A 14,033-nucleotide genomic window follows, 5' to 3' on the forward strand; every position below is an offset into this window, starting at 1 on the left:
ACACGGTACATTGACGTAACGCTTGTTATGTAAATGGGGGTGCTCATGTTCTGGCTGTCGCTGCGGCGGCCTGTGGGCCTCCCGCACCGCCGGGGATCAGCCGATCACCTTGTCGACCGACTCGACGGCCGTCTTCCAGGCCTTGTCGGGGTCGGTGCCGCGCTGCTCCATGTTGTTGATCTCGGTGGAGATGGTGTCCTTGATGGTCGCGTCCTTCGGGCCGAGGACGGCCTCGGGGATGGTCTTGGCCTCACCGGCGTAGATCTCACCGATGGGGGCGTCGTTGAAGTACGGCAGCTTCGCGTCCTTCACACCCGGGAGGTCGTAGGCGCCCGTGTTGGACGGGAAGGAACCGATCGCCTTGAAGACGGCGGCCTGCTGCTCGGGGGCGGTCAGCCAGGCGACGAGCTTGGTGGCCTCGTCGACGTGCTTGCCGGAGCTCGGAACACCGAGGAAGGAGCCACCCCAGTTGGCGGCGGTGCCGCCCGGCGCGCTGGTGATGTCCCACTTGCCCTTGTTGGCGTCACCGGCGTTGACCGAGATCTGACCGGCCATCCACGCCGGGCAGGCGACGGTGGCGATGGTGCCCTTGCGGAGCGCGGCGGCCCACGGGTCACCGAACTGCGGGACACCCTGGGTCAGCTTCTTGGCGGCTGCCTCGGCGGCCAGGTTCCAGCCCTGCTGGACGGCGGGGCTGTCCTTGTAGATCGCCTTGCCGTCCTCGTCGTAGTACTGCTTCGCGCTGGAGCTGACGACGGCGTTGAACATCGCGCTGGCGGAGTCCATGAAGAAGGTGCCCGCGGGCGCCTTCGCCTTGAACTTCTCACCCAGCTTGAGGTAGTCCTCCCAGCCACCCTTGACCAGAGCGGCGACCTCGGTGCGGTCGGTCGGCAGACCGGCCTTCTTGAAGAGGTCGGTGTTGTAGCAGAGCGACATCGGACCGATGTCCGTGCCGGCGCCGATGAGCGCACCGCTGGAGGTCGTGGCCTGCTTGGCCTTCCACGAGACGAAGTCGGTCGCGTCGATGACCTTGCTCAGGTCCGCGAACTGGTCCGCCTTGGTGTCGACCAGCTCCTTGATGCGGCCGACCTCCAGACCCTGGACGTCCGCCAGGCCGCTGCCCGAGTTCAGCTGCTGGAGCAGCTTCGGGTAGTAGACCTTCTCCTCGGCCGTCGTGTCTTCCTTGACCGTGATGTTCGGGTGGAGCTTGTGGTACTCGGCGAAGAGCCCGGCTTCCTTGTACCCGAACTGGCCGTAGTCGGCGACGGTCAGGGTGATGTTGCCGTTGGCGTCGGTGCTGCCGCCCTCGTCGTCCGACGAGTCGCTGCAGCCCGCCAGCAGCAGGGCGGTGGCCGTCAGGCCAGTGGTGGCCACAATCGCGGCTCTACGGCGTCGACCTGCGACGTTGCGGGTGATGCGCATTCCACTACTCCTATTTCCAGGGTGTGACTGGCGGTTGGCTCACTGCGGGACCCAGGCGCCGTGAGTGCCGCGCCAGGTGATGCTGGGGGGAAGCACGGGCAGTGCCGATCGCACATAAAAACGGGTGTGCGATGTGGGAGCGCTCCCATGCGCCGATGACGGAAGGTTGCTGCCTCAAGGGGGTGGGTGTCAAGACTTGAAGACGCTTCCGTTGCGCGAGCGTGTCCGGCAAGTCACGAGACCGTGTCCCGCACAGGGCTTGCCAATTGGCGAACACTGGGGGCCGTTGACGGGCCATCATGGAATCGCCGCAGGTGAGGGGCCATTCGCAAGGAAGAGGAGGCTCCACCGCTCAGAACGCGCCATCCCTCATCCGGTCTTACCCCGTGGCTGGTTCTTTACCCGGCACGCCAGAAACCGGCCCGCCGAAAAGTGAACAAGGATCCCGCCCGAAACGATCTCCGCCGTCGACTGTGGCGCGATCGTGTTCTTTCCTCGAAGACCGGCCGGAGGGCCGCGGCCACCCGAAGCGGCCGGGAAGCTTCCACGCCGTGACGCCCCCGCCGGTTCCGGGAGAACGCCCCGGCCACCGGACGAACCGCCGAGTTCACACATCCGCCCCGCCGCGCGGCACTTCGATGTGCCGCCCTCCCCCACCGCTGCTAGCTTCGCCCCTATGTCACATTCATGCGCTTTCGTCACTGTCGGGACCTGAGGCGGCGTGGGTGTCATCCGGGACCACCCCGAACTCGCCCTGTTCCTCTGCCTCGCCGTCGGCTACCTGGTGGGCAAGGCACGCGTCGGCCCCATCACCCTCGGCGGCATCTGCGGCACCCTGATCGTCTCGCTGCTCCTCGGCACCCAGCACGTCAGCGTGAACGACGACGTCAAGACGATCTTCTTCGCGCTCTTCATCTTCTCGCTGGGCTACATGGCGGGGCCGCAGTTCTTCGCCAATCTCAACCGCCGCAGCCTGCGCTTCTTCGCGCTCTGCCTGATCGAACTCGTCTGCGTCCTCGGTATCGCGTACGGGCTGGCCCAGGCCTTCGACCTGGACGTGGGCACCGCCGCCGGCATCCTCGCCGGAGCCGCCACGGAGTCGGCGGTCGTCGGTACGGCCACCGAGTCCATCGGCAAGCTCAGCGGGCTCACCGCCGACCAGATCAGCCAGTACCAAGGGCACGTCGCCACCGCCTACACGGTCTGCTACCTCTTCGGTCTGATCACCATCGTGCTGCTGACCAGCCAGATCATGCCGATGCTGCTGCGCATCAACCTGGCGGACGCCTCCCGCGAGCTGTGGGAACGGATGCGCGGCGGCTCCGCCGGGCTGGAGTCCGACGAACGGGAGGCGCTGCCCGGCACGGTCGGCCGGACGTACCTGGTGACGATCGCCGACGGGCGCACCGTGGGCGGTCTGGAACAGGCGCTCGGCGGCCGGGTCACGGTGGAGGGCGTCAAGCGGGGCAGCAAGCTCCTCTCCCCCTCCCCCGATCTCGAACTCACCCTGAGCGACCTGGTCCAGGTGGTGGGGCGCCGGGCGGCCATCATCGAGGCGGGGCGCGAGATCGGGCCCGAGACGCCCGCCATCCCGGGCCTCGACACCCCCCTGGCCACCAGCCAGGTCGCCGTGACCGAGAAGGCGACGCACGGCTCGACCATCGACGCGATGGAGCGGGCGCACCCCGAATTCCGCAAGGACGGGGTCTACATCACCGATGTCGTCCGCAACGACCAGCGTCTTCCCGCCACCGGGGACACCACTCTCTACCGGGGCGACGTGCTGACCCTGGTGGGCGCGCGCAACGGCCTGGCCCGACTGGTCGGGAAGATCGGTGCGGTGGTCAAGAACGACGCCACCGACTTCATCTACCTGGGGCTCGGCATCGTGGCCGGTTCACTGCTCGGTCAGGTCGTGGTCTACGCCGGGGACATCCCGCTGTCGCTCGGCACCGGAGGCGGCTGTCTGATCTCGGGGCTGCTCTTCGGCTGGTTCCGCTCCCGCAAGCAGACCTTCGGCGCGTTCCCCCCGCAGGCGGCGGCGACCCTGAAGGACATGGGGCTCGCCGTCTTCATCGCGTGCACCGGGCTGGCTGCCGGTCCGCAGGCCTGGCCCCTGCTGAAGCAGTACGGAGCCCTGCTGCCGTTCGCGGGCATCGCGATGGTGCTGGTGCCGGCGACTCTCTCGCTGATCGTCGGCCGCAGGCTGCTGAAGATCGAGAAGCCGCTGCTGATCGGTGCCATCGCCGGACAGCAGTGCTCGACGCCCGCGATCACCGCGGTCACCCAGGTGGCGCAGAGCTCGGTGCCGTTGCTGGGCTACACGATCACGTACACGCTCTCCAACTTCCTGCTGCCGCTGACCGGTCCGATCCTCGTGGGAATCCTGGGGGCCTGAATGATCGACTTCCTGAACCGGAACGTCTTCCAGCCCCATCCGGAGCTCCTGGTCTTCCTGGTGGTCGCGATCGGCTTCCTGCTCGGGAAGATCCGCTACCGCACCATCGCCCTGGGTGTGGTGACGGGCTGCCTGGTGGCCGGGCTGGTGCTCGGCGCGCAGTTCAAGATCCAGATCGACGACACGGTGAAGAACCTGTTCTTCATCATGTTCCTGTTCGCCCTCGGCTACCGGGTCGGCCCGCAGTTCTTCCGCGGTCTGCGCAAGGACGGCCTGCCGCAGGTGCTCAACGCGATCGTGGTGTGCGTGTCCGGTCTCCTGATCTCCTGGCTCTTCGCCGGGCTGCTGGGGTACGGCCCCGGGCTCGGCGCCGGGCTGATGAGCGGCGCCCTCACCCAGTCCGCGGCCATCGGCGTCGCGCAGGACGCGATCGGCTCCCTGCCGGGGCTCTCGTCCGCCCAGGTGAAGTCCGAGGAGAACCTGGTCGCCGTCGGGTACGCGGTGACGTACCCGCTCGGCACCATCCTCTGCGCGATGCTGCTGGCCAATGTGCTACCCCGGCTCTACCGCCGCGATCTGGCGAAGGAGAGCGCCGTCCTCGCCGCCGAGCTGGACGCTCCGGACGAGAATCCGGACGAGGGCGAGGGCTACTACGAGGTGGTGCTGCGCGCGTACCGGGTGGAGCGCCCCGACCTCGTGGGCCGGACCATCGAGGACGTCGAACGGCAGCAGCAGGGCATCGGACGCCGGATCTACCTCACCGCCGTCCGCCGCGACGGCGCCGTGCTGGAGCAGTCGCAGACGCTGGCCCTGGAGCGGGGCGACACCGTCGCCGTCAGCGCGCTCCGCCACGACCTGGTCGACTTCGACGCCCGTACCCACATCGGCCCGGAGGCGGACGACGTGGAGCTGCTCGGCTACCGCACCGAGACGCTGCACGTCGTCGCGTCGGAGAAGGCGCAGCTCGGCCGCACGATCGAGGAACTGCGCCGGGAGCCCTTCATGGTGGGGGTGTACGTCGACCGTCTCTACCGGGCGGGGGCGGAGTTCCCCTACCGGCTGTCCACCCGGGTGGAGCGGGGCGACACCCTGGTCCTGACGGGTCCGGAGCGGCTGGTGGGGCCTGCGGGTAAGTCCCTCGGCAAGCCGGTGCCGACCAGCTTCGCCACGGACATGGTCTGGGTGGGGCTCGGCATCTTCCTCGGCGGCTGCCTGGGCATCCCGGCCCTGACCGCCGGCGGGGTGCCGATCTCGCTGTCGACCTCGGGCGGCGGGCTCATCATGGGGCTGGTCTTCGGCTGGATCCGCGGCAAGTACCCGACGTACGGGAACGTTCCGCCGGGCGCCCAGTGGTTCATGGACACCCTGGGCCTGTGCGTGTTCGTCGCGGTGGTCGGCATCAACGCCGGTCCGAGCTTCACCAGCGGCCTCTCCGACGCCGGCTGGGGCCTGCTGCTCCTCGGTGCGGTGGCCACCGTGGTGCCGCTGATCGTGGGCTTCCTCTTCGGGCACTACGTCCAGCGCATCCAGTTCCCGGTGCTGATGGGCGTACTGGCCGGGGGTCAGACCACGACGGCGGCGATCGGCGCGATCAACGAGACGTCCAAGTCCCAGATCCCCACACTCGGTTACACGATCCCCTACGCCGTCGGCAACGTGCTGCTGACCGTGTGGGGCGCAGTGATCGTCCTCCTCAACCACTGAACCCGGAAAGGGACACCGCCATGCCCAGGACCAGCTTCAGCCGGGAAGAGATCCGGTCGTTCGCCCAGCTCAGCCCGTTCGAGCTGAAGGACAAGTTCATCAGCATCGCCCAGACGGCCCAGAGCGACGAGCCGGGCCAGAAGGGCCGGACGACGCGCGCGATGCTCAACGCGGGCCGGGGCAACCCGAACTGGGTGGCGACCGGGCCCCGTGAGGCGTACCACGCGCTCGGCTACTTCGCGCTCTCGGAGTGCAAGCGCGTCTGGACGGCGGACAATCTCGGCGGGATGCCCGAGGAGAAGGGGTGTGCCGAGCGCTTCGCGTCCTTCGCGCGGGCTCATCCGGACCTGCCGGGGATGGAGCTGCTGCAGGCGTCGTTCGACCTCGCGGTGAAGCGCTTCGGCTTTGAACCGGACGCGTTCGTGCACGAGATGGCGGACTCGTCGATCGGGGACAACTACCCGGTGCCGGACCGCATCCTGCACCACACCGAGAGGATCGTGCGGGCGTACGTGGCGGACGAGATGTTCGACCACCGGCCGCCCGAGAACCAGGATCTGAGCCTGTTCGCCACCGAGGGCGGTACGGCGGCGATGTGCTACATCTTCGACTCGCTGATGAAGAACGGCATTCTCGCGAAGGGTGACCGGATCGCCCTGATGGTTCCGGTGTTCACTCCGTACCTGGAGATTCCGGAGCTCGACACGTACGAGTTCGACGTGGTGCGGGTGGAGGCGAGCCTCTTCACCGAGACGGGCGTGCGGCAGTGGCGGTATCCGGAGGAGGAGGTCGCCAAGCTGGCCGACCCCTCCGTCAAGCTGGTCTGCTGCGTCAACCCGAGCAACCCGCCCTCGCTGGCCCTCTCCCAGCGGGTCGCCGACCAGATCGTGTCGATCGTGGCGGACACGAACCCGGGTCTGATCGTGGTGACCGACGACGTCTACGGGACGTTCGTGGAGGGCTTCCGCTCGCTCGCCGCCGATCTCCCGCGCAACACGCTGCTGGTGTACTCGTACTCCAAGCATTACGGCGCGACGGGCTGGCGGCTCGGGGTGATCGGACTGCACGACGACAACGTGATCGACGAGATGCTCGCGGCGCATTCCCCGGAGTGGAAGGAGCGGCTCGACCGGCGGTACGGAACGCTCTCGCTCGAACCGGGGAAGATCCGGTTCATCGACCGGCTGGTGGCGGACTCCCGGCAGGTGGCGCTGAACCACACGGCCGGGCTCTCGCTGCCCCAGCAGGTGATGATGGTGCTGTTCTCCCTCTTCGACATGCTGGACGAGGGCCAGGCGTACAAGCGGCGCATCCGGGCCATCGTCCAGCAGCGGCTCGAACTCCTGCTGGAGGGCGTGCACATGAAGGTCTCGGAGGACCCGAAGCGCGCGGCGTACTACATCGAGCTGGATCTGCTCGCGGAGGCCGAGCGGGTGCGCGGCAAGGCGTTCGCCGACTTCCTGGAGCAGAACTACGAGCCGGTGGACCCGCTGTTCCGTCTCGCCGAGCAGACCGGCGTGGTGCTGCTCAACGGGGGCGGTTTCGACGGTCCCGAGTGGTCGGTACGCGTCTCGCTCGCCAACCTGGACGATCTGGACTACCTCCGGATCGGCCACCATCTGCGCGTGATCTTCGACGAGTACGCGCAGGAGTGGCAGGAGAGCACGGGGAGCTGAGTCCCGCTCACGCGCCCCGCAACAGGGCGAGGGTGGCCTCCAGGTCGGTCCTGGTCAGCCGCTCGGCCGCCGCCCCGTCCCCCTCGACGACCGCGCGGACGAGTGCGGCGTGGGTGTCCTCGCCGTGGCCCGGGTGCTCGGCGCGCAGGTCGAGCAGGTCGACCAGGTCGATGAGGCCCTGCCTCAGCGCGGGGGCGAACTCGCCGAAGAGGTCGGTGAGTACGGGGTTGTGGGCGGCGGCGACCACCGCGCGGTGAAGGGCGATGTCGGCGTCGACGAACTCCGCGTCGCCCCAGCCGCTCGCGGCCCGGCGGGCGGCCATGGCCGCGTCCAGGGCGGTGACGTCGTCCTCGGTGCGGCGTTCGGCGGCGAGCCGGGCGGCCTGCACCTCGATCAGCATGCGGACTTCGTAGATGTCGGTGACCGCCGCCCGGCGCAGCCGTGCGGGCCAGTCCTCGTGCGGGCGGTCGGCGACGACGAAGATGCCGGCGCCCTGGCGGGACTGGAGCATCCCGGTCGCGGCGAGGGTGCGGACCGCCTCGCGGACGGTGGAGCGGCCGACGCCGAGGGACTTGGCGAGGGTGGTCTCGCCGGGGATCTTCGTGCCGACCGGCCAGGCGCCCCCGGTGATCTGCTCCCGCAGATGGGCGGTCGCCTGGTCGACGAGGGGGCTGGGACGGAGTGGGCCGAGGGAGGACACGCGCTTCACCTGTCGGGTTGTCTGAAGACTTTGAATGTGGCTACTGTACCGCCATGACGCTCAGCGGTCTCCTTCTTCTCGGCTGCCGCGGCGGGGCCTGAAGCGACCGGCACCCCGCCGCGGGGCGCCGCGCCGTGCCGGTCGCATCCGGCGACACGAGAAGGAACACCCGTCCTCATGCCTACGACGCACAGCTTCCCCACCCTCCGGACGCCGCGCGGCCCGGTGCCCGCCGGCTCCCCCGCGTGGAACCCGCAGCGCGCCAGCGACATGCCCTCGCACCGCTACCGCTCCGCCTTCGACCGGGTGCACATCCCCTCCCTGAACGACCGCGGCTGGCCGGACGCGCGGATCGAGAAGGCGCCCCTGTGGGTGCCCGTGGACCTGCGCGACGGCAACCAGGCACTGGCCGAGCCGATGGACACCCCGCGCAAGCGCCGGATGTTCGACCTGCTGGTCACCATGGGGTTCAAGGAGATCGAGATCGGCTACCCGTCCGCCAGCCGGACGGACTTCGACTTCGTGCGCCACCTGGTGGAGAGCGACGCGATCCCCGGCGACGTGACCCCCGTCGTCTTCACCCCGGCGAAGCCGGACCTGATCGCGCGGACCTTCGAGTCGGTGGCCGGGATGCCCCGCGCGGTGGTTCACCTCTACATCCCGACCGCCCCCGTCTGGCGCGACGTCGTCCTCGGCCGGGACCGCGCGCAGGTGTGGGCGACCGTGCGGGAGGCGGCGGAGCTGATGGACCGGCTGGCCGGGCGGCACCCCGCGACGGACATCAGGTTCGAGTTCTCCCCCGAGGTCTTCGTACTGACCGAACCGGATTTCGTCCTGGAGGTCTGCAACGGGCTGACGGCCCTCTGGGACGCGTCCCCGGACCGGCCGGTGATCCACAACCTGCCCGCCACGGTGGAGATCGCGACGCCCAACGTCTACGCCGACCAGATCGAGTACATGCACCGGGCCCTGGACCGCCGGGAGTCGGTGATCCTCTCCGTCCACCCGCACCACGACCGGGGCACCGGGGTGGCCTGCGCCGAACTCGCCGTACTGGCGGGCGCGCAGCGCGTGGAGGGCTGCCTCTTCGGCAACGGCGAGCGCACCGGCAACGTCGACCTGGTGAACCTGGCACTGAACCTGCACGCCCAGGGGGTCGACCCGATGGTGGACTTCTCGGACATCGACGAGATCCGCCGCACGGTCGAGCACTGCAACCGGCTCACGGTGCCGCCGCGCCACCCGTACGCGGGCGACCTCGTGTACACCGCCTTCTCCGGCACCCACCAGGACGCCATCAGCAAGGGGTTCGCGCACCACGAGCGCACCGCATCGCCGGCCTGGGACGTGCCGTACCTCCCGATCGACCCGGCGGACGTGGGGCGCGGTTACGAGGCGGTCATCCGGGTCAACAGCCAGTCCGGCAAGGGCGGGATCGCCCACCTGCTGCGGAGCTCCTACGGCGTGGACCTGCCCGCCCGGATGCGGCCCGACTTCTCCCGTACGGTGCAGCGCTCGACCGACGACAGCGGCCTGGAGGCGACCCCGAAGGACCTGTGGGAACTGTTCACCGCGACGTACCTGACGCCGGGCCAGGACGGGCCGGTGGCGCTGGAGGCATGGACCGCCGACGTCACCGCCGACGGGGAGCACCGGTTCGCGTGCACCCTGCGCACCGAGGGGTGCGGCGGGGACGTGACGGGCGACTACGAGGGCACCGGCAACGGCCCGCTGTCCGCGTTCGTCCGGGCACTGGCGGGCGCCGGCCACGAGGTGGAGATCCTGGACTTCACCCAGCACGCGACGACCGGCGGGCAGGACAGCCCGGCGATGGCGTACGCGGAGTGCCGGGTCGGCGGCCGGGTGGTCTGGGGCGCGGGCCGGGACACCTCGGTGCTGACCGCCTCGGTGCTGGCGGTGCTCTCGGCGGTGAACCGGGCGGGGTGAGACGGGGGTTCGGCCCGGCCGGACGGTCCGACCCGGGGATCGGGCCCGGGACCGGGCCGGGTGAGCCGGGGTTCGGCCCGGGCCGGGCGGCCGTGGTTCCGCGGCCGCCCGGCCCCGGGCCTCCGCCCTCAGTCGAACGCGTTCGGCGGCGGTGCCGGGGAGGCCTTCGCGTCCGCGTCGGTGACGACCGCGGCGCCGCCGGTGAAGTCGGCCAGCGCGCGGCCGTGTTCGACGCGGCCGGGGTGCGGGTCGGTGGCGACGCGGCGGGTGAGTTCGGCGACGGCGAGGGGGCGGTCGGAGGCGACGAGCACGGCGTTGCCGAAGCGGCGGCCCCGCCAGACCGTGGGGTCGGCGGCGAGCGCCAGTTCGGGGAAGTGCGCGGCGGCGGTGGCGATCTGGCCGCGCAGGTGGGCGAGCGGCGGCCCGTCCGCGAGGTTGGCGACGTAACTCCCGCCCGGCTTCAGCGCCCGTCGCACCTCGGCGAGGAATTCGGTGGTCGTCAGGTGGGCGGGGGTACGGGCTCCGCCGAACACGTCGGCGACGACGAGATCGGCCCAGCCGTCGGGTATCTTGCCGAGCCCGGCGCGGGCGTCCAGGGCGCGGACGCGGACCCGGGCCTGCGGGTCGAACGGCAGCTCCTGGCGTACGAACGCGACGAGCGCCGCGTCGATCTCGACGATCTGCTGGGTGGAGCGGGGCCGCGTGGCGGCGGTGTAGCGGGCGAGGGTGAAGGCCCCGCCGCCCAGGTGCAGGACGTGCAGCGGGGTCCCCGGGGGTGCGGCGAGGTCGATGGCGTGGCCGATCCTGCGCTGGTACTCGAAGGAGAGGTACGCCGGGTCGTCGAGGTCCACGTGGGACTGCGGGGCGCCGTCGAGCAGCAGGGTCCAGGCGTTCCGGCGCTCCTTGTCGGGGGCGAGTTCGGCCCGGCCGCCGTCGACGGTCGCGGTGCGGACCTCCCGCCCGCGCCCCGCCCGTTCGGGCCGCCCCGGCCGGTCCGCCCGGTCGCTCCGGTCCGCCCGTTCGGCCCGCTTGCCGGGTCTGGCGCTTCCCGCCGACGCTCCTCGACGTGCCACGTCCGTCCGCCCTCACCGCCCCCGTCCGGCCGGTTCCCGCGTCCTGGTCGCGCGGGCCGGCTGGGGCGAGGAGAACACCGGGGACAACCCCGCCCACCTGGACATTATGGGCTCAGCGGCAGTTGTCGGCCGCTTCGATCATGCGGGCCGCCTGGTCGAGCGCGGCCCGCAGCGCGGCGGGGTCGGTGACCGGGGCGTCCTCGGCGGGCGGGAGCAGCCAGCCGGTTCCGGAGACGGGCGGCTCGTCGGGGAGGCGGAGCCCTCGGCCCTCGGTGCTCGTACACGCGCTGCCCGGGACGTCCCAGCCCTCGGCGGTGCCCGGGGGCACCAGGAACCCGACGGTGTCGCCGGCCCCGTCGTGGAGCACCGGTCCCACCACGACCGGGCCGGTGCCCCGGCGCAGGATGTCGACGGCCTCCAGCCCCTGCCGGGCGGGGACGGTGACGAGGTCGCACAGGTGCGCGGCGCACCCCTCGATCGGGTCCGATGTCGCGTGCGGCGGAACGGCCGGCTGCGCCCCCGCGTCCTTCGAGGTGGCCGCTGTGGTCCATGGGCCGGTCTCCGTGCCGAGGTGAAGCATGGGAACCCCTCCTGTCGTCGCCGAACGGAGCCACGCCCCGTCTCCGCATGGACCAACGCGCCGACGGCGTCAAGGGCTACGGTGCCAAGCCGCCGCAAAGGGTGGCAGTTCATGGCGGATCGCGGTCGACTTGCCCCTGTTTGTCGGGAAACACTGTGTGAACCGCCCGTCACACCAGGTACGTTCTTGCTCCGCCGGGACACCTGAGGCATGCGCCCGGCTGCACCAGAGAGGGCCACGCCATGGTGTCGTCACGGGCCGTTCCCAACCTCGTCTTCCGCCAGTTGCGCGGACAGCGCTCGGCGGGAGAGTTCGCGGCGGCCGTCCGCAGGGCCGCCCGTGAGATCGGCGAGCAGGTCGCCTGCGACGCCCGCTACATCGGGCGCGTGGAGTCCGGCGAGATCCGGTGCCCGAACTACGCGTACGAACGGGTCTTCCTGCACATGTTCCCCGGCACCACCCTGGGGGACCTGGGCTTCCCGGACCGGGAGAGCGTGCGCGGACGTTCGGCGCGCACGCGTGGTCCGGCGGTCTGGAGATCCCTGTCCGGGGATCTTGGTCCGGCCCTCTCCGTACCCAGCGACATCGAGGAGAGCGACGTGCTGCGTCGCGTGTTCATGACGAGCGGCACCACCAGTGTGGCGACCGCGTCGATCGGGCTCGGCGCCCACCGGGCCGCCGGTACACCGATCGTGCTGCCCGCCCAGCGGCGGGCCGGTGAGGCCGAGGTGCGTTCCGTGGAGGAGGCGGTGCGCGAGATCCGCATCCTCGACGACCAGCACGGCGGCGACGGGCTCTACCGGCGTGCCGCCCAGCCGCTGCGGGCCGCGTACGCCCTGCTCGACTCCGGTACGCCCACCCGCCGCGCCACCGCCGACCGGCTGCACTCCGGAGCCGGTGAGCTGGCCCTGTCGGTGGGCTGGCTGGCCCACGACTCGGGGCGGTTCGACGACGCGCGCTCGTACTACGCGGAGGCGCTGGCCACCGCCCGGGTGGCGGGGGACGACGCGCTGGAGGCGCACGCCTTCTGCAACACGTCGTTCCTGGCCCGGGACGCCGGACGGCCGAGGGAGGCGGTCCGGGCGGCGGAGGCCGGGCAGCGGGCGGCCCGTTCGGTCGGCTCGCACCGGCTGCTGGCCCTGCTCTCCCTGCGCGAGGCGGGCGGCCGGGCGGGGCTCGGGGACCGTACGGGATGCGACCGGGCGATCGCGCGGGCGCGGGCCGCATTCGACCGGGGGCCCGCCGAGCGGGACCCGGAGTGGATGAGCTTCTTCCGCGAGGCGGAGATGCACCTGCTGGAGGCGCAGTGCTGGTCGGCGCTGGGCGTCTGGCCCCGCGCGACCCGCCACGGCCGCCGGGCCACCGCGCTCCAGGACCCGCACTTCACCCGGAACCTCGCGCTCTACCGCGCGCAACTGGCGGGCGACCTGGCGCGGGCCGGGGCGGCGGACGAGGCGGTCCGCTCGGCGCACCAGGTGCTGGACCTGCTGGACCGGGTCCGGTCCAGCAGGATCAGCGCGATGCTGACGGGGACGGTACGCGTCCTGGCCGCCGACCCCGGCGCGGCGGCGGTGGCGGGGCTGCTGGAGCGGCACCGGGCCGCGCGGCGGGGCTGAACACCCCGTCCTCCTCGGCGCCGGCGGCCCGGTGGCGCCGCTCAGCGCTCCAGGTGGCCGGTGTCGTTCCACCGCTCGACGGCGGGCATTCCGTAGGCCCAGCCCAGCACGGACAGCGAGGTCGGTTCCAGCCGGACGCGGGCGCCGAACATCAGGTCCTCGCCCAGCCAGCGCGCGGCGATCGACCGCAGGATGTGGCCGTGGGCGAAGACGAGGACATCGCGTCCGCCGGAGCGCACCCGCTCGACGACCCCGTCCGCGCGGGCCGTCATGTCGGCGGTGGACTCCCCGCCGGGAACCCCGTCGCGCCAGATCAGCCAGTCGGGCCGGTCCGCCTTGATCTGCGCCGGGGTGAGGCCCTCGTAGTCGCCGTAGTCCCACTCCATCAGCGCGTCCCAGGTCTCCGCGCGGTCCCCGAAGCCGGCCAGTTCGCAGGTCTCGGCGGCCCGGACCAGTGGGCTGGTGCGGATGTCCGTGTCCGGCAGCCCGGACCATGGGGCCCGGTGCAGCCGCTCGCCCAGCAGCTTGGCGCCCTCCCGCCCGGAGTCGAGCAGCGGGATGTCGGTCCTGCCGGTGTGATTGCCCTGGACCGACCACTGGGTCTGGCCGTGCCGGGCGAGCAGGATGCGCGGTGCCATGTGCGGGCTCTCCCTGAGAACTGGGGGACGGCGGTGGCGCTCCGGGACGACGGTGTCCGGGCGCTCGGGACGTGTCCGGCGGACACGTCCGGGGAGGGACGCGCTCCGGCCCCAGGGGTGTGTCGTCGAAGTGCCCCGGGGCGGTGCGTCCGTCCCTCTCCATCATCGCGCATCATGACCTACGGGCATGAGGGCCGTACTGCCGGGCACCCGTCCCCCACCGGAAGTACTCCGGCGTGAGGTGAACCGAGCAACCTCACGGCCCGTCCTCACGTCCCC

The 14,033-nt window shown here is 71.3% G+C and carries 10 protein-coding genes; 5 read left to right on the forward strand and 5 right to left on the reverse strand.

Translation table 11 applies throughout. The features are described from left to right. Window positions 1-96: 96 nt before the first annotated feature. The gene (locus tag ACWCSV_RS15580) at window positions 97-1,422 is read right to left on the reverse strand and encodes an ABC transporter substrate-binding protein (protein WP_451142406.1); all 1,326 of its coding nucleotides are present in this window, start codon (window positions 1,420-1,422) and stop codon (window positions 97-99) included. Window positions 1,423-2,143: 721 nt separating this feature from the next. Here ACWCSV_RS15580 and aspT (ACWCSV_RS15585) point away from each other — a divergent pair. The 3 genes from aspT (ACWCSV_RS15585) to ACWCSV_RS15595 are packed head-to-tail and all read left to right on the forward strand — an operon-like array spanning window position 2,144 to window position 7,200. Then, window positions 2,144-3,820 (forward strand): aspartate-alanine antiporter, encoded by a 1,677-nt coding sequence (gene aspT / locus ACWCSV_RS15585; protein WP_451013471.1) that lies wholly within the window; start codon window positions 2,144-2,146, stop codon window positions 3,818-3,820. Next, complete coding sequence (aspT, locus tag ACWCSV_RS15590; protein ID WP_451142408.1) at window positions 3,821-5,524, forward strand: aspartate-alanine antiporter; 1,704 nt, start codon at window positions 3,821-3,823, stop codon at window positions 5,522-5,524. It abuts the gene before it with no gap. Window positions 5,525-5,544: 20 nt separating this feature from the next. Next, the gene (locus ACWCSV_RS15595) at window positions 5,545-7,200 is read left to right on the forward strand and encodes a bifunctional aspartate transaminase/aspartate 4-decarboxylase (protein ID WP_451142410.1); all 1,656 of its coding nucleotides are present in this window, start codon (window positions 5,545-5,547) and stop codon (window positions 7,198-7,200) included. Between the two features lie 7 nt (window positions 7,201-7,207). On the opposite strand, the gene ACWCSV_RS15600 is transcribed toward ACWCSV_RS15595, so the two are convergent. Then, complete coding sequence (locus tag ACWCSV_RS15600) at window positions 7,208-7,900, reverse strand: FadR/GntR family transcriptional regulator (RefSeq protein ID WP_451142412.1); 693 nt, start codon at window positions 7,898-7,900, stop codon at window positions 7,208-7,210. A 177-nt stretch (window positions 7,901-8,077) separates the two neighbouring features. Here ACWCSV_RS15600 and ACWCSV_RS15605 point away from each other — a divergent pair, with 177 nt between their 5' ends. Continuing rightward, on the forward strand, window positions 8,078-9,847 hold the full coding sequence (locus tag ACWCSV_RS15605; RefSeq protein WP_451142414.1) for a 2-isopropylmalate synthase: 1,770 nt from the start codon (window positions 8,078-8,080) through the stop codon (window positions 9,845-9,847). 128 nt (window positions 9,848-9,975) lie between these two features. Here the strand turns inward: ACWCSV_RS15605 and ACWCSV_RS15610 are convergent, their stop codons facing one another. Both ACWCSV_RS15610 and ACWCSV_RS15615 read right to left on the reverse strand, forming a co-directional pair. Next, the gene (locus tag ACWCSV_RS15610) at window positions 9,976-10,920 is read right to left on the reverse strand and encodes a spermidine synthase (protein WP_451142416.1); all 945 of its coding nucleotides are present in this window, start codon (window positions 10,918-10,920) and stop codon (window positions 9,976-9,978) included. Window positions 10,921-11,032: 112 nt separating this feature from the next. Further along, window positions 11,033-11,500 (reverse strand): hypothetical protein, encoded by a 468-nt coding sequence (locus ACWCSV_RS15615; RefSeq protein ID WP_451142418.1) that lies wholly within the window; start codon window positions 11,498-11,500, stop codon window positions 11,033-11,035. A 242-nt stretch (window positions 11,501-11,742) separates the two neighbouring features. Between ACWCSV_RS15615 and ACWCSV_RS15620 the strand changes: the two genes are divergently transcribed. Next, window positions 11,743-13,116, forward strand: a complete 1,374-nt coding sequence (locus ACWCSV_RS15620) for a tetratricopeptide repeat protein (protein WP_451142420.1) — start codon at window positions 11,743-11,745, stop codon at window positions 13,114-13,116. A 41-nt stretch (window positions 13,117-13,157) separates the two neighbouring features. On the opposite strand, the gene ACWCSV_RS15625 is transcribed toward ACWCSV_RS15620, so the two are convergent. Further along, complete coding sequence (locus ACWCSV_RS15625) at window positions 13,158-13,754, reverse strand: histidine phosphatase family protein (protein ID WP_451142422.1); 597 nt, start codon at window positions 13,752-13,754, stop codon at window positions 13,158-13,160. Between the last annotated feature and the right edge of the window lie 279 nt (window positions 13,755-14,033).

Source organism: Streptomyces sp. NPDC001770 (genome assembly GCF_053596135.1).

Coding starts and splice junctions, on each gene's coding strand:
- ACWCSV_RS15595 (WP_451142410.1), top strand. CDS start 5,545: ATGCCCAGGACCAGCTTCAGCCGGGAAGAGATCCGGTCGTTCGCCCAG.
- ACWCSV_RS15605 (WP_451142414.1), top strand. CDS start 8,078: ATGCCTACGACGCACAGCTTCCCCACCCTCCGGACGCCGCGCGGCCCG.
- aspT (WP_451142408.1), top strand. CDS start 3,821: ATGATCGACTTCCTGAACCGGAACGTCTTCCAGCCCCATCCGGAGCTC.
- ACWCSV_RS15620 (WP_451142420.1), top strand. CDS start 11,743: ATGGTGTCGTCACGGGCCGTTCCCAACCTCGTCTTCCGCCAGTTGCGC.
- ACWCSV_RS15580 (WP_451142406.1), bottom strand. CDS start 1,422: ATGCGCATCACCCGCAACGTCGCAGGTCGACGCCGTAGAGCCGCGATT.
- ACWCSV_RS15625 (WP_451142422.1), bottom strand. CDS start 13,754: ATGGCACCGCGCATCCTGCTCGCCCGGCACGGCCAGACCCAGTGGTCG.
- ACWCSV_RS15615 (WP_451142418.1), bottom strand. CDS start 11,500: ATGCTTCACCTCGGCACGGAGACCGGCCCATGGACCACAGCGGCCACC.